The 24,252-nt window shown below is 67.1% G+C and carries 20 protein-coding genes and 1 tRNA gene; 14 read left to right on the top strand and 7 right to left on the bottom strand.

All coding sequences use genetic code 11. The annotated features are described in order from the left end of the window. Positions 1-112: 112 nt before the first annotated feature. Positions 113-1,315 carry an FhaA domain-containing protein gene (locus tag QP997_RS07795; protein ID WP_284846772.1) on the bottom strand — a complete coding sequence of 401 codons (1,203 nt, stop codon included), beginning with the start codon at positions 1,313-1,315 and terminating at the stop codon, positions 113-115. 325 nt (positions 1,316-1,640) lie between these two features. Between QP997_RS07795 and QP997_RS07790 the strand changes: the two genes are divergently transcribed. Continuing rightward, positions 1,641-1,725: transfer RNA gene (locus QP997_RS07790), tRNA-Leu, on the top strand. A gap of 108 nt (positions 1,726-1,833) precedes the next feature. Next, positions 1,834-2,421 carry a GNAT family N-acetyltransferase gene (locus tag QP997_RS07785; protein WP_284846771.1) on the top strand — a complete coding sequence of 196 codons (588 nt, stop codon included), beginning with the start codon at positions 1,834-1,836 and terminating at the stop codon, positions 2,419-2,421. A 52-nt stretch (positions 2,422-2,473) separates the two neighbouring features. Here the strand turns inward: QP997_RS07785 and cydC are convergent, their stop codons facing one another. Genes cydC through QP997_RS07765 form a run of 4 tightly spaced genes read right to left on the bottom strand, consistent with a single transcriptional unit; the run spans position 2,474 to position 8,539 of the window. Continuing rightward, positions 2,474-4,168 (bottom strand): thiol reductant ABC exporter subunit CydC, encoded by a 1,695-nt coding sequence (cydC, locus tag QP997_RS07780; RefSeq protein WP_284846770.1) that lies wholly within the window; start codon positions 4,166-4,168, stop codon positions 2,474-2,476. Next, on the bottom strand, positions 4,165-5,889 hold the full coding sequence (locus tag QP997_RS07775) for an ABC transporter transmembrane domain-containing protein (protein ID WP_284846769.1): 1,725 nt from the start codon (positions 5,887-5,889) through the stop codon (positions 4,165-4,167). Before QP997_RS07775 ends, cydC begins: the two co-directional genes overlap by 4 nt. After that, entirely contained in the window at positions 5,889-6,854 is a 966-nt protein-coding gene (gene cydB, locus QP997_RS07770) for a cytochrome d ubiquinol oxidase subunit II (protein ID WP_284846768.1), read from the bottom strand. Before cydB ends, QP997_RS07775 begins: the two co-directional genes overlap by 1 nt. Continuing rightward, positions 6,851-8,539 (bottom strand): cytochrome ubiquinol oxidase subunit I, encoded by a 1,689-nt coding sequence (locus QP997_RS07765; RefSeq protein ID WP_502870444.1) that lies wholly within the window; start codon positions 8,537-8,539, stop codon positions 6,851-6,853. Before QP997_RS07765 ends, cydB begins: the two co-directional genes overlap by 4 nt. A gap of 262 nt (positions 8,540-8,801) precedes the next feature. Between QP997_RS07765 and QP997_RS07760 the strand changes: the two genes are divergently transcribed. Continuing rightward, entirely contained in the window at positions 8,802-9,365 is a 564-nt protein-coding gene (locus QP997_RS07760; protein WP_148792317.1) for a hypothetical protein, read from the top strand. 130 nt (positions 9,366-9,495) lie between these two features. On the opposite strand, the gene QP997_RS07755 is transcribed toward QP997_RS07760, so the two are convergent. Further along, positions 9,496-10,296 carry a PaaI family thioesterase gene (locus QP997_RS07755; RefSeq protein WP_070758881.1) on the bottom strand — a complete coding sequence of 267 codons (801 nt, stop codon included), beginning with the start codon at positions 10,294-10,296 and terminating at the stop codon, positions 9,496-9,498. Between the two features lie 76 nt (positions 10,297-10,372). Here QP997_RS07755 and QP997_RS07750 point away from each other — a divergent pair, with 76 nt between their 5' ends. Next, entirely contained in the window at positions 10,373-11,635 is a 1,263-nt protein-coding gene (locus tag QP997_RS07750; RefSeq protein WP_284846766.1) for a glycosyltransferase 87 family protein, read from the top strand. After that, positions 11,580-12,716 carry a GmrSD restriction endonuclease domain-containing protein gene (locus QP997_RS07745; RefSeq protein WP_284846765.1) on the top strand — a complete coding sequence of 379 codons (1,137 nt, stop codon included), beginning with the start codon at positions 11,580-11,582 and terminating at the stop codon, positions 12,714-12,716. The genes QP997_RS07750 and QP997_RS07745 overlap by 56 nt, the downstream gene beginning before the upstream one ends. Positions 12,717-12,756: 40 nt before the next feature. On the opposite strand, the gene QP997_RS07740 is transcribed toward QP997_RS07745, so the two are convergent. Further along, positions 12,757-13,749: an asparaginase gene (locus QP997_RS07740; protein WP_284846764.1), complete on the bottom strand. Its 993-nt coding sequence runs from the start codon at positions 13,747-13,749 to the stop codon at positions 12,757-12,759. A 173-nt stretch (positions 13,750-13,922) separates the two neighbouring features. On the opposite strand from QP997_RS07740, the gene QP997_RS07735 reads away from it, so the two are divergent. The 9 genes from QP997_RS07735 to QP997_RS07695 all read left to right on the top strand — a co-directional run. After that, positions 13,923-14,567 carry a CPBP family intramembrane glutamic endopeptidase gene (locus tag QP997_RS07735; protein ID WP_284846763.1) on the top strand — a complete coding sequence of 215 codons (645 nt, stop codon included), beginning with the start codon at positions 13,923-13,925 and terminating at the stop codon, positions 14,565-14,567. A 93-nt stretch (positions 14,568-14,660) separates the two neighbouring features. Beyond that, positions 14,661-15,371 carry an NUDIX hydrolase gene (locus QP997_RS07730; protein ID WP_284846762.1) on the top strand — a complete coding sequence of 237 codons (711 nt, stop codon included), beginning with the start codon at positions 14,661-14,663 and terminating at the stop codon, positions 15,369-15,371. Between the two features lie 93 nt (positions 15,372-15,464). Further along, positions 15,465-16,748, top strand: coding sequence for a quinolinate synthase NadA (gene nadA / locus QP997_RS07725; RefSeq protein WP_070761672.1), 1,284 nt, complete (start codon positions 15,465-15,467; stop codon positions 16,746-16,748). Then, on the top strand, positions 16,748-18,379 hold the full coding sequence (locus QP997_RS07720) for an L-aspartate oxidase (RefSeq protein ID WP_284846761.1): 1,632 nt from the start codon (positions 16,748-16,750) through the stop codon (positions 18,377-18,379). The genes nadA and QP997_RS07720 overlap by 1 nt, the downstream gene beginning before the upstream one ends. Positions 18,380-18,480: 101 nt before the next feature. Further along, complete coding sequence (gene nadC / locus QP997_RS07715; RefSeq protein WP_284846760.1) at positions 18,481-19,341, top strand: carboxylating nicotinate-nucleotide diphosphorylase; 861 nt, start codon at positions 18,481-18,483, stop codon at positions 19,339-19,341. Continuing rightward, positions 19,341-20,498, top strand: coding sequence for a cysteine desulfurase family protein (locus QP997_RS07710; protein WP_284846759.1), 1,158 nt, complete (start codon positions 19,341-19,343; stop codon positions 20,496-20,498). Before nadC ends, QP997_RS07710 begins: the two co-directional genes overlap by 1 nt. 76 nt (positions 20,499-20,574) lie before the next feature. Beyond that, a complete protein-coding gene (locus QP997_RS07705) occupies positions 20,575-21,933 on the top strand; it encodes an MFS transporter (RefSeq protein WP_284846758.1) in 1,359 nt (452 codons plus the stop codon). A 53-nt stretch (positions 21,934-21,986) separates the two neighbouring features. Then, on the top strand, positions 21,987-22,736 hold the full coding sequence (locus tag QP997_RS07700; protein ID WP_284846757.1) for an SDR family oxidoreductase: 750 nt from the start codon (positions 21,987-21,989) through the stop codon (positions 22,734-22,736). 172 nt (positions 22,737-22,908) lie between these two features. Further along, the coding region (locus QP997_RS07695) for a Fic family protein (protein ID WP_284846756.1) at positions 22,909-24,252 on the top strand (1,344 nt) is incomplete at its 3' end.

Raw genomic sequence — 24,252 nt, 5'->3', positions numbered from 1 at the left:
TGAGCAGACACGCGTATAGGGGGTGGAGTGAATAGCTGGTCCCGCGGGATAATCCCGAGGAAACCCCGAGGCCGGAAAATCCTAATGGCCAGAAAGCCAGTGCCAGAAAGCACTAGTGGTGGAAGCGGACCTCGATCTCGGAGTGACCGACGGCGATGACGTCCCCGTCGGCGAGCAGCCAATTCTCGATCGGCGTGCCGTTGACGGACGTACCGTTCGTGGACTGCAGGTCGGTGAGGACGGCGTCGTAACCATCCCAGGTGATCTCCGCGTGCTGACGGGAGACACCCGTGTCCGGGATGCGCAGGTCGACGGTCTTGCCGCGGCCGATGAGGTTACTGCCTTCGACCAGGTCGTAGCGGCGGTCGCTGCCGTCCCGCAGGGTGAGGGTGACGGTCAGCTGCTCGGCTTCCGGCCGGGGCTCGCCCGTCCCACCGCGGACGGGGGCTTCCTCATTCGCGGCGTGGGTGATCACCGTGGTTCCGGGGTAGCTGTGCTCCGGGTCGACGGTGCCGTCCTGGTCCTCGTCGGCCGGTGCCGCGGGGTCTTCCTGGACGGCCGGTCCGTCCTGCTCAGCGGCGGAATAGCTAGCGTCCTCGGTGCCCGTATCCTGCCCACCGTCGACGGACTGGGCGGGGGACTGGGAAGTGCCGGGGTGGCTCGAATCGGAGTGCTCCGCGCCGTAGCCCGTACCCGGGCTGGGACGGACGACCGAACCCAGGCCCGCGCCCGCGGCCCCCGTCTGCGCGGGGAAGGAATCGCTATCAGCGTCATAAGCCTGGGCCTCGACCTCGCGCACCTGGCTGGGGTCCTCCGGCCACTCCCGCTCACCGGGGGCGACGTCCTCGTCTGGAAGGGAGGAAGAATCAGCGGAGCCGGAAGATTCAGCGGCGTCGGCGCCTGCATTCTCGTCCTCGGCGGGGGAGTAGCTCTCGGGGATCTTGAAACGGGAATCGGCCTTCAGCTGGCCCGTGTGCAGGTCCTCCTCGACCCGAAGATCGACCGTGACCTGGTTATTCGTTGTCCATCCCTCGTTGCGGATGAAACGGCCCAGGCGGGCGGAAAGGTCGCGGACCAGCGTGGGGTGGCTCTCCTTCAGGGAGTCGTAATCACGCTGGGAAATCGAGACGATGAAGAAGCTCGGGGCAAGCCGGTTGCCCTCGCTATCCACCATCACGGAGTCCTCGGCCTGCTGCTTCAGCATCTCGTCGATCTCGGTCGGGACAACTTCGCCACCGAATACCCGCGCGAAGCTGTTATCCAGACCCCGCTGTAGTGCGCTATCCAGTTTGCGAAATTTTCCGAAAAGATCCATCGATATTTTCCTTCCTTGGACGTCTAGGCCGTCTAACCAGAAAGGCCGCGATGGGTGAATCGCTTTAGCCTCGTGGTGTTTCGCTCGTGGTGAGGGGCAGGTCGCGCTGTGCAACGCGCCGCCGCAACGGGATAGACGTACACATGTTGAACGGCCATTATACGGGGATAACTAGGTGGGGCCGGGTTAGTGCAGGTCACGCGGTAATTTTGTTGTGGTCTATAGCTCGTGATACGCTTCATCCTGTTGCAAACGCACCCGGCGTTAAGCCCACGCTTTGCACCCATGCGTACCAAGCCTCATCGCTTGGAGCGGATGAAGCCACGGGCGAGTGGCGGAATTGGCAGACGCGCTGGCTTCAGGTGCCAGTGTCCTTTACGGACGTGGGGGTTCAAGTCCCCCTTCGCCCACAATAGCGACCTTGGGTCCCAGGAACCGGTGGTTCACCTTTGACAGGTGGCCACCGGTTTTTCTTGTGCACGACTGAGCCCGCCGGTGGGGGCTCCTAAGATATGGGCATGAGTTCTGAAGCACGCAGCACGAGCACAGACCCGCTCCTTCAAGCCCCGGCAGGCTTCCGCCTGCGCCGGGTGAGCCCGGCCGACATCCCCCAGATCCTGGAGCTCATCCAGGACCTCGCGGAGTATGAGGAGGAGCCGGACGCCGTCCACGCCACCGAGGAATCCCTCCACGAGCACCTCTTCGGGGAGAACCCGGCCGTGTTCGGGCACGTCGTTGAGGTGATCGACGGGGACGTCGCGGATAGCAGCGGCGCCGAGAATGGGGACGTCGCGCCGGGCGAGCACCCACGTCTGGCCGGCATGGCGCTGTGGTTCCTCAACTTCTCCACCTGGGAGTGTACCCACGGCATCTACCTGGAGGACCTCTACGTCCGCCCCGAATACCGGAAGAACGGGCTCGGGAAACTACTGCTCCAGCAGCTCGCGCACCTGTGCGTGGCCCGCGGCTACCAGCGCATGGAGTGGTCCGTGCTGAAGTGGAACGAGCCCAGCATCCAGTTCTATAAGTCCTTCGGCGCCTACCCCATGTCCGGGTGGGACACCTACCGGTTGGACGGCTCCGCGCTGCAGGGCTTCGGCTCTTAGTTTCCTTAGATCGGTGGGCCCCGCAGTCTGCTCGCCGTGGTGCGCTGCCGTATCAGCGAGGGTGCGTGACCATGATGATGGTTCGCTCGGCACACGCCCCCGGCAGTTCACCGCGGGGAGCGGCCCAGACTTCGGCGCTAATTTCCGCCGCATCCTCCGGCTTTATCCCTCCCGGCCAGGCTCCTTCGGGCACAATCTCTTCCGTGCCAGCGGCGTGAGCATCCGCGTTTTCCGGGAAGCCGAGCAGACGCAGCACTTCCGTGGCGCCCGCGTCGTCGAGGTGCTCCGTCGGCTCGTCCAGCAGCAGGATGGGTGCATCCGTGAGCAGCGCGCGGGCCAGAATCACGCGGCGACGCTGACCCCCAGAAAGATCCTCCGCACCCCGCGCCAGCACCGTATCCAGCCCCCGCGGCAGGCCCCGAACCCACGCGCCCAAGCCCAGATGGTCCAGCACCTCCCGCATCGCCGCCTCGCTGGCGTGCGGTGCCCCCACCGCGAGGTTGTCGCGCACCGTTGTGGCAAAGATGTGCTCGTCCTCGGCGATGAAGAGGGCGCCGGGCGCCGAATACGTCCCACCGCGGGCGGGCAGCAAGCCGGCCAGCGTCATCAGCAGGGTCGTTTTCCCAGTTCCCGATGCCGCGACGACGACGCCGCGCCCACCAGCGGGGACGTCCAGGTCGTAGGTTCCCAAGTCATGGTCCCAGCCCACCGTTAGGCGCTCGGCGCGCACTGCCGCGGGGGTGGGCAGGGCGTCTGTGGCGGCAGTGGCATCGATGTCCGCAGGTGGCAGGCTTTCTGAGGCTGCGGGCTCGTCCTGGGTCCTGGTCTCCGCCTCCTCGGCCCCCGGGATGGCGTACAGGCGTGACAGGGAATGCTCGGCCCGAACCCGAGTGCGGGCAGCCTCCGGGAGGGTGGATACCGCCTCGAAGGCGGCGAGTGGGAAGAGTGCGACGACGACCAGCCACTGCGGCGAATGCGCCGCCGCGCCGGAACCAGCCCAATCCGTGTACTCCAGAGCGGCGAGTGCTGAGATGGCCGCCGTGGTCAGCGCGCTGGTGAGATTCAGCAGACCGGAAGCCCCGGCTGCCCAACCCAGGCCGCGGCGCCGCTGGGACCGAAGCTCGGCTTCGGCGCTCTCCGCCGTGGCCAGGGCACCCGCGAGCTGGCCACGCACCCGCAGCGTCGGAGCAGAAGACAACGCATGGTCCACTGCCGCGACATAGTCCTCATTAGCCTCCGCGACGAGGGAGGACCGTTCCGCGCGCGCTGCCAAGCGGGGCACGAGCACCCCCGCCACCAGCAGGCCGATGACCAGGATGAATGCCGCGAGCGGGGTGAGGATGGCCAGGAACACAACGGCGACGAGGCTCGTGATGGCCGCGACCCACCGCGGAATCGTGGTGCGGACGATGCGCTCGGTCAGGGCATCGACGTCCTCCCCGATACGGGCGAGCAAAGCTCCGCGACCAAGGCCCATGACCTGCGCAGATGGTGCTGCAGCGAGGCGGGCGTAGACGTCCACGCGCACCGCGGCGGCTCGGTCCAACGCAACATCATGGCTGGCCAGACGGTCGAGATAACGGAAGAGGGCGCGGGAAATTCCGAGCGCGCGCACCGCCGTGATCGCCACGGTCAGATCCATCACGCTCGGCTGCTGCCAGGCGCGCGCGATCAACCACGCGGAGACCACCGAGAGGGCGATGGCGGACAACAGTGTGCTGACTCCAGCGATAATGGCGCGGGTCATCGGCCGTTCCCCCCTTCGTTTACCTCGGTGGATGGTGCGGACGCGGCGCTCGTCCCGCGCACCTCGATGACCCGGTCCGCCGCCGCGATCAGCAGCGGATCGTGGGAGGCGGCCAGGACTGTCGCGCCGCCTTCTGCCGCGGCACGCAGCTTGCCAATCATGAGGCCCGCGTTCGCCGAGTCCAGGTGGGCGGTCGGCTCATCGAGAATCAGCAGGTCCTTGCCGGGCACCTGCTCAGCGAAGGCGCGGCGCTGGCGCTGGCCCAGCGAGAGTTGCGACGTATCGCCGATTGCGGCCTCGTCCAGCACCGGGCGCTGCGGCAGGTAGGCGGTGCGTTGCCACAAAGTATGGCCTGCCCATACAGCAGGCTCGACGTTGCGGCCGTCACTGCGATCCTTGCCACTGCTGCTCGACTCGTGGGCATCCTGTGGGGCACCCGTGGCAGCCGGGGTGGCAGCAACTTCTTCGACGCGGGCACTGCCCGTTCCGGCGGTGAGTCCCAACGCCGCGAGCAGGGCGGTGGACTTCCCCGCACCGTTGTCGCCCCGCAGCACTGTGATCTTGCCGGGCTCTGCTTGGCCACTAAGCCCCGCCGGCCGGGCTCCATCTCGCCCAGGTGCCGAGTAGTCCTCGAAGACCACCCGCAGCCCCAGGGATGCCGTGTCTGGGAGAGTTTGCGTCGCGCTCACATCCTCTGCAGCTGGCGGAGTGTCCGTATCTGCCGGGGCACCCGGCCCGTCGAGGACACCCAGCACCGCGTTCGCAGCAGCCGCTCCGTCCTGCGCATCATGGAAGCGAGACCCAACCTCACGGATCGGGGCGTAGACCTCCGGGACGATGATGAGCACCGCCAGTCCCGCAGCCAGACTCATATCCCCGCCCAGCAGCCGGAAACCGATATTCACCGCCACCAGCGCCACGGAGAGCGTGGCCAGGAACTCCAGCACCATGCCGGAAAGAAAAGCGATGCGCAGCACTCCCATCGTCGAGCGCTGGTGGGAACGCGCGAGGCGTTCCACCTCAGAGGTCGGGGCCAGCTGCTGACCATGGGCGGTGAGCGTGGGCAGCCCCGCCGCCAGATCCAAGAGCTGATCGCTCAGCACCGCCATGTCCGCCAGCTTGCGCTCCGTGCGGCCCGCCGTGAGCAGGCCCACCAGCCACATGAAAAATGGGATTAGGGGAATCGTGACTGCCGCGATGAGCGCAGAGGAACGGTCCTGGAACCAGATGGCGGCCAGCGCGATAGGCGTCGATAAGAAGGTGGCGACCGCCGCGGGCAGGAAACCCGTCAGATATGGGCGGAAGGCGTCTAGGCCAGTGGTGAGCAGGCTGCGGAACTGGGCGACCTCCACGGTCCGCGGATCCCGCTGGGTCAGCGCGGCCAGGCCGCGGCGCCGCAACTCCGCGACCACCGTATCCGCCGCCGAATCCCCCAGCCGGGACTGCACCCACGCCACGAGAGCCCGCAACACGGCCACCGCGACCAGCCAGGCCAAGAGCGCCAGGTCCAGGCGCTGGGCGTACTGCCCAATACCGCCAGGCTGAGCCTCGCCTGCTGCCGGTGCCAACTGGCCCAGTGGCGCCTCCCCGCCCAGCACTCCGGCAACCAGGTGGCCGAGCAGCAAGCCAGCGGCGATGCTCAAGCCCACCCCGGCCACCGAAAGCGCCGCGCTCAGCAGCACCCAGCGCCGCGCCGGGGCCGAAACCCGCAAGAGCTGCATTAGAGATGCACCGGCTCCGCCACGATCCGACGCCGGAAAATCCAGTAGGTGTACCCCTGATAGGCCAGCACGAACGGGGTCACGATCACCGCGGCCCAGGTCATGACCTTCAGGGTGTAGGGATTGGACGCGGCCTGCCAAATATCCAGGTCAGTCCACAGCATCGGGAACATCGCCCCGAAGCCCAGCACCACCACGGACACGATCGCCAGGGCGGTGGCGCTGAACGCCCAACCATCCCGCTGCGCGACCGTCGCAGCCACCGCGCCAAGCAGCCCCACGACCGCGAGCGCCAGCGGCACCCAGGTCCACGCCTTGCCGTAGCCCAGCTGAGTCCACAGCGCGAACACGCCACCGAACCCAATCGAGCCGACCGCCAGCGGGGCGATGAAGCGCTGCGCCTCCTCGCGCAGCACACCCGCGGTCTTGAGCCGGATGAAAGTCAGCCCGTGCAGCGCGAAGACACACACCAGCGCCGCCGCGCCCACCAGCGCATAAGGGTGGAATAGCGGGTAAACGTGGGCGGCGTTCTCCGGGATGCCGCTCACCAGGTTGGCCACCGCCACGCCCCACACGATCGGTGAGATCCAGGAGCCGGCGATGATCCCGGCATCACACCAGGCCCGCCACTTCGCGGAGTTGACCTTCGTGCGCCACTCCAGGCCCACGATGCGCACGATCAGCCCCAGGAGGATGAGGAACAGTGGCAGGTAGAAGCCGCTAAACATGTCCGCATACCAGGCAGGGAACGCCGCGAAGAGCGCACCACCCGCGGTGATGAGCCAGACCTCGTTGCCGTCCCAGACGGGCCCGATGGTGCGGATCATGGCGCTACGGCGGGCCTCGTCGCGCCCCAGGAAGGGCAGGAGCAGCCCCACCCCGAAGCCGAAGCCCTCCAGCATGAAGTAGCCCGCGAACAGGAAGACGATGAGGCCAAACCACAGGGTAGGCAGGTCGATACTCATGATTCCTTCCCTTCCGCGCCGCGCGCGAAGCTCACCGTTCCCGCAGGCTGCAGCTGCTTCTCTTCGTCATCTTCCGTAGTTTCGGATGCCACCGCCTCCGGGCCGGATTCGGCCGGCGGACCGTCGAGAACCACGCGGCGGATCAGCCAGAACCACACCACCGCGAGAATGCCGTAGATCAGGGTGAAGCCCACCAGGGTCACGATGACCACCCACGGCTCGTGCCCAGAGACCCCGTGGTCGACCAGCATGCGGATCGACTCGGTGCGTGGATCACCCACCGATTCCGGGTTCGGGTGGATCACCCACGGCTGGCGGCCCATCTCGGTGAAGATCCAGCCCGCGGAGTTCGCGAGGAAGGGGAAGGGGATCGCCGCCAGGCAGCCCCAGGAGAAGATGGTCGCCCACTTGCCCTTCGGCAGGCGGCCCTTGCGGGTGAACAGCCAGGCGAAGAAGGCCAAGGCGAGGGAGCCCACCATCAGCCCGATCATGGCGCGGAAGGACCAGTAGGTCACGAAGAGGTTCGGGGAGTAGTTCCCCGGCCCGTACAGCGCCTCCGCCTTCTCCTGCAGATCCATCACACCCTGCAGGGTTACGCCTGAAAGCTTGCCCTCCGCGAGAAAAGGCAGCACGAACGGCGCCTTGAGCACGTGAATGACCGATTCGCAGTTATTGTGCGTTCCGATCGTGAGGATCGAGAATGACGGGTCGGTTTCCGTGTGGCACAGGGACTCGGCCGAGGCCATCTTCATTGGCTGCTGATCGAACATCAGCTTGGCTTGAATATCGCCGGTGATGAACAGTCCGATCGAGGACAGGATGGTGGTCCACAGGCCTACTTTCATCGCCGGTCGGTGCATGCTGTGCCGGTCGTCGTCGCTGGTTGCGGCAGTTTTTTCGGACGACGACGCTGCTGCCTTGGACGGTGCGGTGTCTGTCGCTGCCGTGTCGATTCCCGACGCCGACGCTTCGGCTGCCGGGGCGTTGTCCAGGGCCGCGCCATCGTGGGTTGCGGTGGCAGCCTTCGCCTTGGCCCGAGCGTCCTTAATCAACCACCAACCAGACACACCGAGGACGAACGTGCCCGCGGTGAGGAAGGAACCAGCCACAGCGTGGGGGAAGGCCGCCAGCGCGGTGGGGTTGGTCAACAGCGCGACGATGTCCGTGAGCTCCGCGCGCCCGGTCTCGGGGTTGAACTCCGCGCCCACCGGGTGCTGCATGAAGGAGTTCGCGACGATGATGAAGTACGCCGAGAGATTGACCGCCAATGCCACCGCCCAGATGGCGAGCGTGTGCAGCCAGGTGGGGATCCGCCCCCAACCGAAGATCCAGATGCCTAAGAAGACGGACTCCATGAAGAAGGCGACCAGCCCCTCGAGGGCGAGTGGGCCGCCGAAGACGTCCCCGACCATCCGCGAGTATTCAGACCAGTTCATTCCGAACTGGAACTCCTGGACGATGCCCGTGGCCACGCCCATCGCGAAGTTCACGAGCAGAACCACGCCGAAGAAGCGGGTGGCGCGATACCAATGGGGCTTCTTCGTGACAGCCCAGAACGTCTGCATGAGCGCCACGAGTGGTGCCAGCCCAATGGTTAGCGGGACGAAAATAAAGTGATAAACCGTGGTGATGCCGAATTGCCAGCGGGACAAGGCGACGGTGTCTAAGCCGCCGGCCGTATCCATGCCGGCGGCAAGGAGAGAAAACTCCATTGACGCCTCCGACGTATTTCCGGCACCCTTCGGCGCCGGCCTAGGTGAGTGGTGTAGCCGGTGGTGAGGCCGCATTGGGCCTACAGGCGGCTGTATGTGAGTGGTCGGAGGGGCGGGCGGATTAGTTCCCGTGAGGATAATAAGGACTTCCTGCTAAACCTGTGCCCGGCTGATCGAGAGCAGCCGAGCCGGTAAAGTTGGGCACCGCACAATATAAGGACAAAGGATTGATGGCATGACCTACCCCAATAACAACGAAGGCCAGTACAACCAGGGCTATGGCCAGCAAGGCTACGGCCAGGGTTATGGCCAGCAGGGTTATGGCGAGGGCTACGGCCAGGAGCAGTACAACCAGGGCTACTACGAGGCCCAGCCTTCGCAGGAGGGCCTGATCGCAGGCCGTTTCCAGACGAAGAAGGTGGTCAGCAACTTGGTGCTGCTCGCGCTGCTCGGCGCGGTTGTGACTTTCGCCGTCGTCTTCCTCGTCGACCTGCTGGTTGCCCAGATCGCGGGCTACAGCGCAGGTGGTGTGTCCTCCGCCGTGCTCGCGGCTGTCGTCGCCGGCCTGATCGGCATCGGCGCCGGCCTGCTGTACATCCCCGTCTCCGGGACGGGCAATGAGCACCTCTTCGGCATCGCCGTGATCGCATTGGCAGTGGTGGCCGCGGTGCTGTGGGTGCTGCTCGGCGGGCTGCTGGACGGGGACTGGGCGACCCTGGTGACGCTCGCGGGCATTGTCTGCACCGCCACGATCGCCTACGCCACCCCGAGCCGCATTGAGTCCGCCGCCATCTACTAACCGGCCCCATCTACTAAACGACTTTTCAGCGATGGGGTCGCTCAGAACGGCGTAGTTAGCGCGAAAGCCGCCGACCACTGGTGTTTACCGTGGTCGGCGGCTTTTTATGTGCCTCAGTGAGTGTCCGGGCCTAGTCCAGGAACTTCTCCGCCACGCCCAGCTCCAGCAGCTCCTCGCGAGTCGCAGCCTCGCGGTCCAGCACCGCGCTGACCACCATGCGCATCTGCGCATCCGGCTCCGGGATGCGACGCTGGCGACTCATCAGGGAGGTCAGCACGCTCGGCTGCTGCTTGAAGCAGTGCCACAGCACCGCGTTGGCCAGGGACTCCAGCACCAGGCCGCGGGCCTCGGTGGCGTGCTTCGGCTCCGGTGCGCGCTTGAGGTGGGCAAGCTTGCCCGAACGGCGCGGACGGACGTGCAAATCCTGCTGGCCAATGCCGGCCACGGAGCCGTCCTTGTTGTAAATCACCGAGGTATAAGGGACGTTGCAGTAACCGTCCTCGGCGACGACCTCCTTCATCCAGGCGAGCAGCTCGTCGGTGACCTCGACGTCGAGGTAGGCGCCGCGACGTCCCGGGGAGAGGTACTGGAAGGTGCCGGTGCGGGTCCAGGCCTCGTAGTCCGAACCCAGGCGGCCCATGACCAGCGTGCCGAAGAGTACGTCCGTCATGGAAAACAGCGTGCCGCCGAAGCCCGCGCCGTGCATATTGCGGTTCCACCAGCGCAGATTCAGCTCCAGGCGGCCGGCGGACCAGTCATCCGCGATGTGCGTGATGCGCACGCCCGCGCCCAGCAGCGGGGGCCACAGGTTGAACAGTCGCCGTGCCAGGCTGGGGTTCTCGAAGCCTTCGCGCAGCACCTTTTGCGGCAGCTTGAGCTTTTGGAAGGGCTTGCCCGCGGCGCCCGTGATCGTCTTGACTGCTGAATTCATAAAATTCATGTTCCCATAAGTGGGCGGGGCTTGCTGACACACCGCGGGTTTTCCTCGGGCTGCTAAGGTTTTTCGCATGTCAAAACCAGATTTCGCCCGGGCGCAGCACCTGCTCGGACCTGTTGTGCTGGTCGTGGGGCTGATCGTTGGTGCGGTCGGCATCACCGCTGGCGTCCAGCACGCGCTATCCGCGTACCTGCTGGATGTGGGCGTGTTTCGCGATGCCGGGCAAGCCTTCATCGACGGCGAGAACCTCTACGTGGACTTCGACACCCGTTCCGGATTCCGCTTCATCTACCCGCCCTTCGCCGCCCTGCTGTTTGCCCCGCTGACCTGGGTGGGGGAGCAGACCATGGAGGTCCTCTGGACGCTGGCCAGCGTGGCAGCCCTCTTTGGCATCATCGCGATGGCGGTGCGGTGGCTGCAGCGCAGTGGGCTTGGCCTGCCGGGGCCGATGGATAACCGCTACTTCTGGGCCTGGTCCATTGGGCTGACCGGCCTTGCCACCTGCTTCGAACCGGTGCGGGCCCACCTCAACTACGGCCAGATCAACGTCTTTCTGATCCTGCTGGTCGCCGCGGACGTTTTCGGCTTCACGCCGCGACGCGTCCGGGGCCTGGGAATCGGTATCGCCGCGGGCATCAAGATCACCCCGGCGGCCTATGCGCTGATCTTCCTGGTGCGCAAGGACTTCGCTTCCGTCGCCCGCTCCGCCGGGTTCTTCCTGCTCACCGCGGTCATCGGGTGGATCCTGCGCCCCGAGGCCTCCCGCTACTTCTGGACGACCGAGTTCGTGAACGAGGAGCGGGGCGGTGCGCCGCCGTATCCGCCGAACCAGTCGCTGACCGGGCTGATCGCCCGCCTGGGGGTCGACGGGGACACCGCGCTGGCGATCATGAAGCCGGGCTTCGTCATCATCGCCGCGCTTAGCCTGTGGGGCGCCTGGCGCTTCGAGCGCACCGGCCGCCGCGTGCACGCCCTGATCCTGGTGATCCTGGGGGTGTGCCTGGCCGGGCCGCTGGCCGTCACGCACCACTGGATCGGCATCGTGCTGGTCTTCCCACTGGTGTTCTGCACCCGCTCGCGGGCAGTGCGCATCGCCGCATTACTGGTGATTGTGGCCAACTACCTGGGGATGCACGGCCTGTACCCGGATCAGGAGAGCTATGCCTTCGAACCGGGCTTGTGGCTGCTGGGTAATTCCCAAGGCTGGACCGGCCTGATTCTATTCTGTGTTCTATTAATTCACGCTTGGAAAGCCAAGCCTGTCGGGGGCGTGGGCTATGCTGCCAGCCATGAAGAAAACAAGCCCTCACCAGCGGTGGAAGAGGTCCGCTAAGGCGCTCCGCCCAGCACTGGCGGTCCTGGGTGCCGCCAGCCTGCTTTTCGTCACTGCGTGCGAGCTCGAACCCGAAGAGCCCGCTGGCAACAGCTCCACTGCGCCGAACGCGGCGAGCGATACGCCCGAATCCTCCCCAGCACCACAGGAGGAAGCAGCCCCGGACGCCGACGCGAGACCGACCCCGGAGGAGAAGAAACCGGAGGACACGGACGCGGTGCGGATCGTCCGCGGCAAACTCGACGCACTGGCCGTCAAGGGGCGCGCGCCGAAGACCGGCTACGAGCGCTCCCAATTCGGCCAGCGGTGGAAGGACATCGACCGAAACGGCTGCGACCAGCGCAATGACGTCCTGGCACGGGACATGACGATGGTCTCCGCGCCGAAGGGCTGCAAGGTGCTCGCCGGGCAGCTCAAGGAGCCGTACACCGGGCAGGTCATGAACTTCCAGCGCGGGCCGCAGACCTCCAATGAGGTGCACATCGACCACGTCGTCGCGCTCTCGGATGCCTGGCAGAAGGGCGCCCAGCAGCTCAGCCCGGAGCGCCGCGAGGCCTTCGCAAACGACCACCGCAATCTGCTGGCCGTTCAGGGGAAGGCGAATACCCAGAAGGGGGACGGCGACGCCGCGACCTGGCTGCCGAAGAACAAGGGTTTCCGCTGCCAGTACGTCGCCATCCAGGTGAACGTGAAGCACGCCTACCAGCTGTGGGTCACCGCTGCGGAGAAGGAGGCCATCAACCGGGTTCTCGACGGCTGCGGTCCGGGTTCCATCAATCTCGCCGGGGACGGTACCGGCACTGGTCCGCACGCCATCGACGGCCTGCTGCGACCGGGCGCGGCTCAGCTCCCGCCGCCACAGCCCGCCCCACCGGCTCCGCCGAAGCCGCGACCGGCCCCGGCCCAGCCAGCTCCGGCACCGCTGGCGCCAGCGCCGGTGGCACCCGCGCAGTCTGGCGGAGCCGTGTACTACAAGAACTGTGCTGCAGCCCGGGCGGCCGGAGCCGCCCCGATCTACGCCGGTCAGCCTGGTTATCGTCCGGGCATGGACGGCGACCGGGACGGCATAGCCTGCGAATAGGCCGAGCCACAGCGAAGGGGGGCTCCGCCCTGCCGATTGTCTAGCGCCCGAAGCGGGCGAAGCCCTCGCGCAGCTGCGCGGCATCAGCGCCCGCTGCCACCAGCACGTGCGCCAGCAGCCGGGCCTTCCGGGCCGTGAGCGAACCGGCGAGGAGGAAGCCGCGCTCCAGCAGATCGGCCTCGGAGCCCGGGTAGCCATAGGTGTGGGTCAGGGTCCGCCCCGCCCCTGTGCGGGAGGCCACGATCACCGGGGTGCCCTCCTCGAGCACCTTTTCCAGAGCATCGGCGGCCGGCACTGCCAGGTGCCCCACACCCGGGCCACTGGCCACGATTGCCCGCGGATTCATCTGCGCCAACGCCGCGACCCACTCGCCGTCCTCGGCCACCGCGCTCTCCACGATCGGGATGCGCACCGGCTCGTCCGCCGGCGCGGGCTGGGCGGCCTCGCGCCGGGCGGGCCGGAACTGCAGGTGCAGCTCGCGCTCAAAGATCCGGCCCAGCGGGCCCCAACCAGGGGACTGGAAGGTGGACAGTGCGGTCGCGTCCGTCTTCACGACGGTGCGGGCGGCGTGGACGGTGTCGTCCAGAACAACGAGGACACCGAGGTCACGGGCGTCCGGGCTGGCGGCGGTGATGACGGCGGACATGAGATTCGCCGGGCCGTCGGAACTTAACAGGTTCGGTGACCGCATCGCGCCGGTGAGCACGATCGGCTCCTCCCGGCCCCACATCAGGTCGAGTAGGAAGGCGGTCTCTTCCAGGGTGTCGGTGCCGTGGGTGAGGACGACGCCCGCGGCGCCGGCGTCCACCGCCTCTTCCGCGTAGCGGAGGGCGGCGAGGATATCCGACATCGTGATCGCCGGGGAGGCGACGTTGTTGATGGTCTTCGCGCTGATCCGGGCGACGTCCTGCAGGTCGGGGACGGCGGCGATCAGGTCCTCGGCCCCGAGTTGGGGGTTGACGGGGGTGCTCGCGCTCTGGGAGCTCATTGCGATGGTGCCGCCGAGTGCGCCGACGGAAATCTGGGGAAGCATGCTCTCACTTTAAGCATTCCGGGTGGCGGGTGAACAGTGCGCCCGCGGTGGATCGCTCGTGCGCGTGCAGGGCGGGTGGCGAGGGCGGGGCCAGTAAGCGCCCGAGTGCCCGCGGGGTGAGCGACTGAACGGCGTGCGGGGGCGTGGTTGCACGCCCCGGTAGCATCTGGCGCATGGAGAATAAGCCTGTGGCGCTGCGCTACGCCATCATCCTGATCCCGGCCGTGCTGGGTGCCGCCAGCCTGTTCTGGGTCTCTTCCTCGCCCGCGGGTTCGGCCAGCTTCTACCTGGCCACCGCCGTGGCCTTCCTGGTGTGGCTTAGCGCGTGGCTGGGTTTCGGCGACCGCCGCTGCTTGAGCCCGCGCGCCGGCTCCACGGCCGCCCACGAGCTCGGGATCGGCGTGGGTCTGGGCGTGGTGCTGCTCGGGATCTTCCTGCTGGGTGCGATGGTGACGCGCGCTATCCCGGTGCTGGCGGAGCCGGTCGCGGGGCTGATGGACAACATGCGGGTGGACGCGCTGTGGGCCACGGTGCTGACCTTGGTGCTCAACGGGGTGGGGGAGGAGCTCTTCTTCCGCGACGTCGCCCGCCGCGCCCTGGATTCCCTCGCGAGCCCCGCCGCCTCCCTCGGCCTGCAGGTGGCGCTCTATGTGCTGGTCACGGTGGCGATGGGGGTTCCGCTGCTGCTGGTCGGCTCGCTCTGTATTGGCTTGTTTACCGCGCTGCTCGCCCGCCGGTACGGCAATGTCCTCGCCGCGACGGCGCTCCACCTTTCCTGGAGTACCGGCATGGCCTTTCTGCTCCCGCTGTTCTTCTAGCACCCCGACCCGGCCATTCGCCTTGACCGAGGGTGAGCTGCACCATATTCTTACTTAGTGTCAATATGACATTAAGTAGTGAGGAGGCCCGGCATGAGGCGCTGGACCGGCCTAAACGTCGCCGAAAGGCGGCAACTCGGCCCCACGGTGGCGGTGTCCACGGTGGCTTTCGCCATCGACCCACCACACGTGGAGGGCACCAGCCCCGCCCTGTGGGTGCCACTCGTGCGCCGCATCCGGCCACCCTTCGAGGGTGCCTGGGCGTTGCCCGGCGGGCCCACCGAGTGGAATAAAACCCTCACCGAAACCGCCCTGGAGAGCCTCGTCGCCGCAGCCCAGGCGGAGCCGAACTACCTGGAACAGCTCTACGCCTTCGGATCGGTGGAACGCTCCGCCGAGGCGCAGCGCACCGTGACCATCGCCTACTGGGCACAGTTCCGAGACAGCGACTTCCAGCAGCAGTGCCGTCCAGAACAACAGAACATCGCCTGGTTCCGCACCGATGACCTCCCACCCCTGGCCTTCGACCACGCGGAGATCATCGACGCGGGCATCGACCGGCTGCGAAGAAGGACCGAAAAAGCCCTCGTCGCGCACCGTTTCCTGGAGGATTCCTTCACCATCGCCGAGCTACGGCAGGTCCAGGAGGTCATCCTCGGCAAGAAGCTCGACCCGGCCAACTTCCGTCGCCAGGTCCTCGCCAGCGGGGACGTCGAGGAAACCGGGAAACACCAGGAAGGCACCAAACACCGACCAGCGAAGTACTACCGCTTCGTCCCCGAATCCGACCGGCCGGAACTGTAGAAACCGACAACCGGCGACACGACACCCGACACGACTAGCCCACCACTCAACCCGCCTGCCTACACCGGCAGCCACCACAGAAAGCACAAGACTATGAGCTCCGTAACAAACCTCATCCTCAAGGCCGCCGACGCCGAGTCCAGCACCTGCGACTCCCAGCTGCCCGCCGAGCCCTGGGAGGTCGACCAGAACTCTTCCTACGGGCCGGGCGCTTCCCACGGCGATGACTTCCCGACCGCCGCACCCCGTCAGGGCGTGCTGCCAGAGCGCTACACCACCGCCACCCCGGACGAGCTGGACGCCATGATCACCACCGCCCGCGAGACCCTCGGCGACCGGGTGAAAATCCTGGGCCACTTCTACCAGCGCGACGAGATCGTGAAGTTCGCGGACTTCGTGGGCGACTCCTTCAACCTCGCCCAAGCGGCGAAGGCCCACCCGGAGGCCGAGGCCTTCGTCTTCTGCGGTGTGCACTTCATGGCGGAGACCGCGGACATCCTCTCCCAGGACAACCAGGCCGTGATCCTGCCGAACCTCTCCGCGGGCTGCTCCATGGCCGATATGGCCAACATCAGCCAGGTCGAGGCCTGCTGGGAGGAACTCAGCGAGGTGCTGGGTACCAACGGGGACGTTGCTGCTGACGGTGCCGTCGCCGACAAGGCACCGCTGATCCCGGTGACCTACATGAACTCCGCCGCGGACATTAAGGCCTTCTGCGGCCGCAACGGCGGGATCGTCTGCACCTCTTCGAACGCCCGCACCGTCCTGGACTGGGTCTTCGAACGCGGCGAGCGGGTCGTCTTCCTGCCAGACCAGCACCTGGGCCGCAACACCGCCCGCGCGATGGGCATCCCGGATGAGCAGATCATCATGTGGCACCCGCACCTGCCGCTGGGCGGCAACACCGCCGAGGAGATCCGGGCGGCGAAGGTGATCCTGTGGAACGGCTTCTGCTCCGTGCACAAGCGCTTCACCGTCGCGCAGATCGAGAAGGCGCGCGCTGAGTTCCCGGGCGTGCGCGTCGTCGTCCACCCCGAGTGCCCGGCGCCGGTCGTCGACGCCGCGGACGTCTCCGGTTCCACCGAGGTCATCCGCCGCGAGGTGGAGGCCTCGAAGCCGGGCGATGTGATCGCCATCGGCACCGAGATCAACATGGTCAACCGCCTGGCCCAGCAGTACCCGGACCGCACCATCTTCTGCCTGGACCCGGTGGTCTGCCCGTGCTCCACGATGTACCGCATCCACCCGGCCTACCTGGCCTATGCGCTGGAGTCCCTGGTGGACGGCAAGGTGGTCAACCAGATCACCGTGGACGAGTCCGTCGCCGAGCACGCCGAGGTCGCCCTCGAGCGCATGCTGGCCGCGAAGCCTCACTGATGCCGCAGGTCAACGTCCTAGGCTCCGGGGTGGCCGGCATGGTCGCCGCGCTCACCGCGGCGGCCGCTGGTGCCGAGGTCGCCCTGATCTATCCGGGTGGCAGCATCGCCGCCAGCCGGGGTGCCACGCAGCTCGCGCAGGGTGGGATCGCCGCCGCGATCGACCCGGCCGATAGCGTGACCGCGCACGTGGCGGACACCCTGGCCGCGGGGGCGGGGCTGGTCGCGCCGGGCACCGAGGAGGCCCGGGCGGTCGAGTTCTTGGCCGCGGAGGGCGCGGTGGCGGTGCGCCGCCTGCTCGCGGCCGGTTTCCCCGCCGACCTGCTCCCGGATGGCACGCCCGCGCTCGCGCTGGAGGCGGCGCACAGCGCGGAGCGGATCATCCACGCGTGGGGTGACCGCACCGGGGCGGCGCTGTACGCCTTCCTCGCGGAAAAGGTCGCAGAGAAGGTTGAGCAGAAGGCGGGCGAGCACAGTGGTGCCGCGCAGGGTGGTGGGATCACCCAGCACCCCGGCTGCGAACTGGCCGAACTGCTTCTCACGGATGGCGTGGTTACCGGCGCTAGGGTGCGGCGCGCGGGGGAAACGGTAGACCTCCGTGCGGATGCGACCATCGTCGCGACCGGCGGATACAGCGGGATTTTCCCCCGCTCCACCAGCGGTGGGGTGTGCACGGGTGCCGGGATCCTCGCGGCGGCCCGCGCCGGGGCGGTGTTGGCGGATATGGAGTTCGTCCAGTTCCACCCCACCGTCCTGGCGGGCACCAACTTTCTCATCTCCGAGGCGGTGCGCGGGGCCGGGGGAGTGCTGCTCGACGATGCGGGCCAGCGCTTCCTGAAGAACGTTGACCCGCGCGCAGAGCTCGCGCCCCGCGACGTCGTCGCCACTGGGGTGTGCCGCGCCCTGCACGAGCACACCGAGAACGTGTGGCTGGATGCCCGCCACATCCCGCAGCTGACCGAGGAGTTCCCGGGCATCACCGCGATGCTCGCCTCGCAGGGCATCGACTGGCGCCACGAGCTCGTTCCGGTCGCCCCGGCCGCGCACTACTGCATGGGCGGAATCGCCACCGACCTGCACGGACGCACCAGCGTTCCCGGTCTCTACGCAGCTGGTGAGGCCGCCCGGACCGGCGTGCACGGGGCGAACCGTCTGGCGTCGAACTCCCTTTTGGAGGCGCTGGTCTTCGCCGCCGCAGCTGGCAAGGACGCCGCCGCGCAGACCCCCGGCGACCGGGGACAGCAACCCACGGGCCTGGCCACCGCGACCGCCGAGGGCCGCGTGCTGGACGTCGAACTGACGCTGCCGGAAGGCACCGGGCTGGGCGGGACGCCTGCCGCAGACGTCACGGAATCGAACGCCGCTCTGCAAAACGCCGCGATGCTGGACGACGCTGCGCGGGACGCCGTGGGCGAGGGGCTGGACGTCGAAAGAACCGGCGAGGGCATCCGGCAGGCCCGGCAGCGGCTCGCGGAGACCCCCGGTGCCATCGCAACCGTCGCGCAACTTGTGGCCACCGCGGCGGAGGCCCGGACCGAATCCCGGGGAGCTCACCGCCGCCGCGACTATCCCCGTACGGATCCGGACCAGGCTAACTCCCGTTTCCTGCGGGCCGTCCCCGCCGGAACGTGACGCCCGGGAAAGCGCCCTGACCAGCTAGCACAACGCGGCGACAAGCCCCACGGCAACAAGCCCCACGACAACAAGACCTGTAGAAGAACCCGAAAGGCCCCATGCTCACCCAAGACACCATCACCACCGCCGTCCGCGCCGCCCTCGCCGAGGACGCCCCGTGGGGAGACATCACCTCCGAGGCGACCATCCCCGCCGACGCCCGCCTCCGCACCGCGCTGACCGCCCGCGAGGACGGGGTCTTCGCCGGCGGTCCGGTCGTCCGCGCCGCCTTCGAGCTCACCGACCCGGCGATCACCGTGACCGAGCTGGCCGCCGAGGGCACCCGCTTTTCTACCGGCCAGCAGCTCGCGGTCATCGAGGGCCCGGCCCGTGGCGTCCTCACCGCCGAGCGCATCGCCCTGAACTTCGCGCAGCGCATGTGCGCAATCGCAACCCTGACCGCCCGCTACGTCAGCGCCGTCGCAGGCACGAATTCCCGCATCGTCGACACCCGGAAAACCACCCCTGGCCTGCGGGCCTTCGAGAAGCACTCCGTGCGCGTCGGCGGCGGCCACAACCACCGCTACGGGCTCTCGGACGCCGTGATGGTCAAGGACAATCACCTCGCCGCACTCACCGCGAGCCTCGGGGAGGGCTCGATCACCGAGGCCCTGCGCGTCGTCCGCAGCCGGGTCGGCCACACCACCCACATCGAGGTGGAGGTCGACCGCATGGACCAGATCGAGCCAGTCTTGGCCGCCGGGGTGGACAGCATCATGCTGGATAACTTCGGCCCCGCCGAGCTCGCGGAGGCCGTGGCCCTGATCGACGGCCGCGCTGCCACCGAGGCCAGCGGCAACGTCAGCCTGGAGACGGTCGCGGAGCTCGCGGCCACCGGCGTGGACGTCATCTCCGTCGGTAAGCTCACTCACTCCGCGGGCTCCCTTGACCTGGGGCTCGACGCACTGGAGCCGGCCTAATGTCCCGCTACCTCGACGCCGCCGCCACCGCACCACTGCACCCGGCCGCCCGGGAAGCGATGAACCGGGTGTGGGACGCAGGTCCGGGTAATGCCGCCAGCGTGCACAGCGCCGGGCACCGCGCGGACCGGGAACTCGACCACGCCCGCACCACGGTGGCGCGGGCGTTCGGCGTCCCCACAGACGGCGTGATCTTCACCGCCGGCGGGACGGAGGCGAATAACCTCGGCATCATCGGACGCGCGCTCGCCAATCCGCGCGGGCGCCGGGTCGTGACCACGAAGGCCGAGCACTCCTCTGTGCTGGCCAGCGTGGACTACCTGCGACGCATCCACGGCTTCACCGTGGACTACCTGCCCGTCGACGCATCGGGACGCGTGCTCGATACCGCCGCCCGGGAGTTCCTCACCGCGGATACCACGCTGGTCGCCGTGGGCCTGGCCAATGCGGAGGTCGGCAGCGTGAGCAGCATCGAAAACCTCAGCTCCACCGCCCGCGAGCTGGGGATTTCCCTTCACATCGACGCCGTCCAGGCCGCCGCCGGCCTGCCGGTGAGCTTCGCGGACGGGGGCTGGCCCGGTGCTGGAGTAACCAGCGCAGCGGTGGCCTCCCATAAATTCGGCGGACCGCAGGGCATGGGCGCCCTACTCCTGCCCAGGGATATCGCCTTAGAGCCCGTCATCCACGGCGGGGAGCAGGAAAACGGGCGGCGCGCGGGCACCAGCAATATCGCAGGTGCTGCGGGTTTCGCCGCCGCCGTCGCCGCCACTCGTGCGGTGATCGGCACCCGCGCCGTGGAACTCATGGCCTCCCGTGATGCGCTGATCGAGGCCGTGCTCGCGGACGTGCCGGGGGCGGCGCTGACCGGGCACCCCACCGAGCGGCTGCCCAACCACGCCTCCTTCGTTGTTGATGGCGTCAGCGGTGAGTCCCTGCTGGTGGCGCTGGATACCGCAGGCTTCGCGGTGAGCTCTGGGTCGGCCTGCCGTGCGGGCCAGTCCGAGCCCTCCCCGGTGTTGCTGGCGATGGGTTATAGCCCGGAGGTGGCGCAATCCGCCCTCCGCTTCACCTTGCCTTCACCCCTGAAGGAGGCAGAGATCGAACAGATTATTCGAATCTTAAGGGCTGAAATTCTTTCTGTCCGCCCCAATGGCTAGGTTTAATCCCAGCTCAATGGATTCGTAGTTTCACGCCCCCTGACCGGCGGGGCTACGCAGAATTTAAGGATTATTGATGGATCTGCGCCAACTCATCGATAACACCCGGATGTCCGGTTATCAGTGGCTCATCATCGCGGTCGCCGCATTCGTCAACGCCCTGGACGGCTATGACCTGGTCGCGATGGCTTTTTCCGCCAATGCGGTCACTAAAGAGTTCGACCTCAGTGGCTCCACCCTCGGCTGGCTGCTGGCCTCCGCGCTGATCGGCGTGGGGGTGGGCGCGGTGGCGCTGGCCCCGCTGGCCGACCGCTTCGGCCGGAAGCGCCTGATCGTGATCTCCCTGGTGATCACCCTGGCCGGGCTGATTGCCACCGGATTCAGCAGCGGCGTGCCGGAGCTGTTCGTGTACCGCGTGATCACCGGCATCGGGGTGGGCGGCGTGCTCGCCTGCGTGACCGTGCTGACCTCCGAGTTCTCCAACCTGCGCTTCCGCGGCCTGGCGATGGCGATCTACGCCGCGGGCTACGGCCTGGGTGCCTCCCTGTGCGGCACGATTGCCTCCACCCTCATCCCGGATCATGGCTGGCGTGTCGTGTTCTTCGCTGGCGCGGTGCTGACGGCGGTCGCGCTGCTCGCCGTGCTCTTCTTCGTTCCGGAGACCCCGGAGACCCTCGCCGCCCGCGGGGACGACGCCGCCCTCCAGCGTCTGGCCCGGCGCATGGGCAAGGTGCCGGCTGGCACGGAGGATCAGCAGCGGGTGACCGTCGCGGTCCCCTCGGCTGCAGAGCGGGGCCGTGCCCGCGACCTGCTGGGCCCGGAGCTGCTGCGCAACACCCTGCTGCTGTGGCTGGGCTTCGCGCTGGTGAACTTCGGTTTCAACTTCGCGAATCAGTGGACCCCGAAGCTGCTCACCGAGGTGGGGCTGAGCGAGCAGCTCAGCACGCTGGGCGGGATCATGCTCGCCCTGGGCGGAACGGTGGGCTCCGTGCTCTTCGGCGTGCTGACCACCCGACTGAGCACCCGCACCACACTGGTGATCTTCGCCCTCACGGCGGGCTGGGTCCTGGTTGCCTTCATCCTCAGCACGGACTTCCCGGTGCTCATGCTGGCGCTGGGCGTGGCCGTGGGCATGCTGCTCAACGGCTGCGTGACCGGCATGTACACGATCACCCCGCAGTCCTACGCCTTCCACCTGCGCAGCACCGGTGTCGGCATCGCGCTGGGCGTGGGTCGCATCGGTGCGATCATGGGCCCGCTTGTGGTCGGTTACCTGGTGGACTCGGGCTGGTCGCCGCTGGCGCTCTACGTGGGCGCTGCCGTGGTCATGCTGCTCGTAGCCGTGGCCATCGGCGCTGTGCAGGGACCGGCCACGGTGGTCGCGGGACGGCCGGGCTCTGTGAGCACCGACCGGGTGAGCAGCGACCGGGACTAGGTCCCCGTCGGCGAACCGGCGCGCGTGTCTGCGGCGCCGACTAGCCTGAGGGCATGACTAACACCACGGATAACACCCGCACCGCCGTCGTCACCGGGGCCTCCGCAGGCATCGGGGCCGCCGCCGCAGAAGCACTCGCCGCCGATGGCTGGCACGTCGTCCTCACCGCCCGCCGTGAGGACCGCCTCCGGGAGGTACAGGCCCGAATTCAGGACGCCGGCGGCCAGGCCACCGTCATCGTCCTCGACGTCACCGACCAGGACTCCATCGACGCGGTGGCCGAACAGCTCGCCGCGGAATTCGGCAGCGTTGACCTGCTGGTCAACAACGCGGGCGGGGCGCGCGGCCTGGAGCCCATCGTGGAGACCGACCCGGCGGACTGGCGCTGGATGTTCGAGGCCAATGTGATGGGAACCCTGCAGGTCACCCGCGCCCTATACGAACAGCTCAAGGCCGGGCAGGCACCACAGGTGATCAACGTGGTCTCCATGGCCGGGCGTGGCGCATACCGGAACGGGGCGGGCTATAACGCCGCGAAGTTCGGGGAGACCGCACTGACGGACGTGATGCGCATGGAGTTCGCCGAGGACGGCATCCGCGTCTGCCAGCTGGATCCGGGCCGCGTTGCTACCGACTTCTCGCTGAACCGCTTCAAGGGGGATCAAGCCCGCGCGGACGAGGTCTACGAGGGCGTGCAGAACCTGGTGGCGGAGGATATCGGCGAAACCGTGCGCTGGATCGCGGGCCGGCCCGCGCACATGGATGTGGAGACGATCATGATCAAGCCGATCGATCAGGTCTAAACCAGGGTGCTGGGATAAAAGTTAAAAGGGTACTCTTGAGCCGAAGAGTTACCCTTTAACGCTTAAGGTATAAACCTTGAGCCGAAGGTGTAGCCCTTAATCACTAAAGGATAAGTCTTGGCTTGCCGCCCAGGGCGTGAGCCGTAGCCCGGCTACCCAGGAAGAGGCGTGTATGGGGCACTACGTTGATCAGCATTGGCACCCAATCGATGCACCAGGGGTGCCGAAACGCGATAAGGCTGGTGGACACTTCCGCGCGTTTGTCCCAGATTTTTTGATGCAGGGCCGGCGTGGTGCACCGCTACTTGTCGACGACGACGTGTCGTACAAAGCGGCCGTTGTGGAGCGGAAGATTTTGCAGCTTGGGCGGCTACAAGGCGCCACGCAGTTGGAGAGCATCGCCCGATGGCTGATGCGTTCGGAGGCAGTTGCTTCTTCCAAGATCGAGGGGATTGCGCCGAGGGTAGACAAGATTGCTCTTGCAGAACTCGCGCAGAGTGAGGATGTCCGGGGATTCAAACCGAATGCTGCAGCGGTGGCTCGCAACCTCACCGTGCTCCGTAGCGTGGAGGAACAATTCGAAGCGCTGGGTCCAATCACGGTCGACATGCTGGAGCGTCTGCAGGAGCAGCTCATCGGCGGCGAGCGGAGGATCCCTGTAGGCGTACGTGAGCAACAAAACTGGATCGGTGGCGGGGACTTCACCCCAATTGGAGCAGAGTTCGTTCCGCCCCCGCCAGAATACGTTCCGGAACTTATGGAAGACCTCGTTGAATACCTGAATAGTGCAACCCACGGTGCGCTTCTCCAGGCGGGGATTGTCCACGCACAATTCGAGACGATTCACCCGTTCGCAGATGGGAACGGCCGGGTCGGTCGAGCACTCATTCATGGGGTCCTTCAACGCCGTGGCCTCGCGCCGAAAACCCTCCTGCCCATCAGCCTCGTTCTGGGAACATGGTCGCAGCGCTACGTCGAGGGATTGACCAAGTTCCGGGAGGGGGACCTTTCCGGGTGGCTCGACCTATTCGTTGAAGCGGCTGATGTGGCAGTGGGCCAGGCAGAAGAGCTTTCGAATGAATTGAGCGCTATGGAACAGCAGTGGGCGGAGCAAGTCGATGCTGCGAGGAAGGCTAGCGGGAAGGTGCGAGAACTGCGCCGGGACTCCCTGGTGATACGCCTCTTGGGGGCTTTGCCGGAACACCCAGTGGTCACGGTGGCTACGGTCAACCGCATCTATGGGAAGGCTCCTGCGAGTGCCCGTCAAGCACTGGATTTTTTGGAGGAGGCCGGAATCTTGCGGTCAAAGTCTGTGGGTCCGCAAGGACAACGTGGCTACTATGCGGACGACGTGCTCGATCTCATCACCTACGCTGACCGGAAACTCGCTAGTAGCCAATTCGATACACGGCTCGCAGAACCCCAGGGTCGAGGTGCACGGTGCTGTTGCAAAGTTGGGGCAGTAGGAAGACCGGCGTGGAATAATCAGGTCCATGGGCATCTTCTCCGGTCGGCA

The sequence above is a fragment of the Corynebacterium sp. MSK039 genome (assembly GCF_030232315.1).
Classification (GTDB): domain Bacteria; phylum Actinomycetota; class Actinomycetes; order Mycobacteriales; family Mycobacteriaceae; genus Corynebacterium.
Note: the sequence above shows the minus strand (reverse complement) of the source record. Positions and strands in the feature narration are given on the sequence as shown.

Bases quoted from the DNA above. Each gene is read 5' to 3' on its own strand.
- QP997_RS07730 (WP_284846762.1), top strand. From the start codon at position 14,661: ATGAGGCGCTGGACCGGCCTAAACGTCGCCGAAAGGCGGCAACTCGGC.
- QP997_RS07705 (WP_284846758.1), top strand. From the start codon at position 20,575: ATGGATCTGCGCCAACTCATCGATAACACCCGGATGTCCGGTTATCAG.
- QP997_RS07745 (WP_284846765.1), top strand. From the start codon at position 11,580: ATGCTGCCAGCCATGAAGAAAACAAGCCCTCACCAGCGGTGGAAGAGG.
- QP997_RS07700 (WP_284846757.1), top strand. From the start codon at position 21,987: ATGACTAACACCACGGATAACACCCGCACCGCCGTCGTCACCGGGGCC.
- QP997_RS07710 (WP_284846759.1), top strand. From the start codon at position 19,341: ATGTCCCGCTACCTCGACGCCGCCGCCACCGCACCACTGCACCCGGCC.
- QP997_RS07785 (WP_284846771.1), top strand. From the start codon at position 1,834: ATGAGTTCTGAAGCACGCAGCACGAGCACAGACCCGCTCCTTCAAGCC.
- QP997_RS07795 (WP_284846772.1), bottom strand. From the start codon at position 1,315: ATGGATCTTTTCGGAAAATTTCGCAAACTGGATAGCGCACTACAGCGG.
- QP997_RS07765 (WP_502870444.1), bottom strand. From the start codon at position 8,539: ATGGATACGGCCGGCGGCTTAGACACCGTCGCCTTGTCCCGCTGGCAA.
- QP997_RS07760 (WP_148792317.1), top strand. From the start codon at position 8,802: ATGACCTACCCCAATAACAACGAAGGCCAGTACAACCAGGGCTATGGC.
- QP997_RS07720 (WP_284846761.1), top strand. From the start codon at position 16,748: ATGCCGCAGGTCAACGTCCTAGGCTCCGGGGTGGCCGGCATGGTCGCC.
- cydC (WP_284846770.1), bottom strand. From the start codon at position 4,168: ATGACCCGCGCCATTATCGCTGGAGTCAGCACACTGTTGTCCGCCATC.
- QP997_RS07775 (WP_284846769.1), bottom strand. From the start codon at position 5,889: ATGCAGCTCTTGCGGGTTTCGGCCCCGGCGCGGCGCTGGGTGCTGCTG.
- QP997_RS07740 (WP_284846764.1), bottom strand. From the start codon at position 13,749: ATGCTTCCCCAGATTTCCGTCGGCGCACTCGGCGGCACCATCGCAATG.
- nadA (WP_070761672.1), top strand. From the start codon at position 15,465: ATGAGCTCCGTAACAAACCTCATCCTCAAGGCCGCCGACGCCGAGTCC.
- QP997_RS07750 (WP_284846766.1), top strand. From the start codon at position 10,373: ATGTCAAAACCAGATTTCGCCCGGGCGCAGCACCTGCTCGGACCTGTT.
- QP997_RS07735 (WP_284846763.1), top strand. From the start codon at position 13,923: ATGGAGAATAAGCCTGTGGCGCTGCGCTACGCCATCATCCTGATCCCG.
- nadC (WP_284846760.1), top strand. From the start codon at position 18,481: ATGCTCACCCAAGACACCATCACCACCGCCGTCCGCGCCGCCCTCGCC.
- QP997_RS07755 (WP_070758881.1), bottom strand. From the start codon at position 10,296: ATGAATTCAGCAGTCAAGACGATCACGGGCGCCGCGGGCAAGCCCTTC.
- cydB (WP_284846768.1), bottom strand. From the start codon at position 6,854: ATGAGTATCGACCTGCCTACCCTGTGGTTTGGCCTCATCGTCTTCCTG.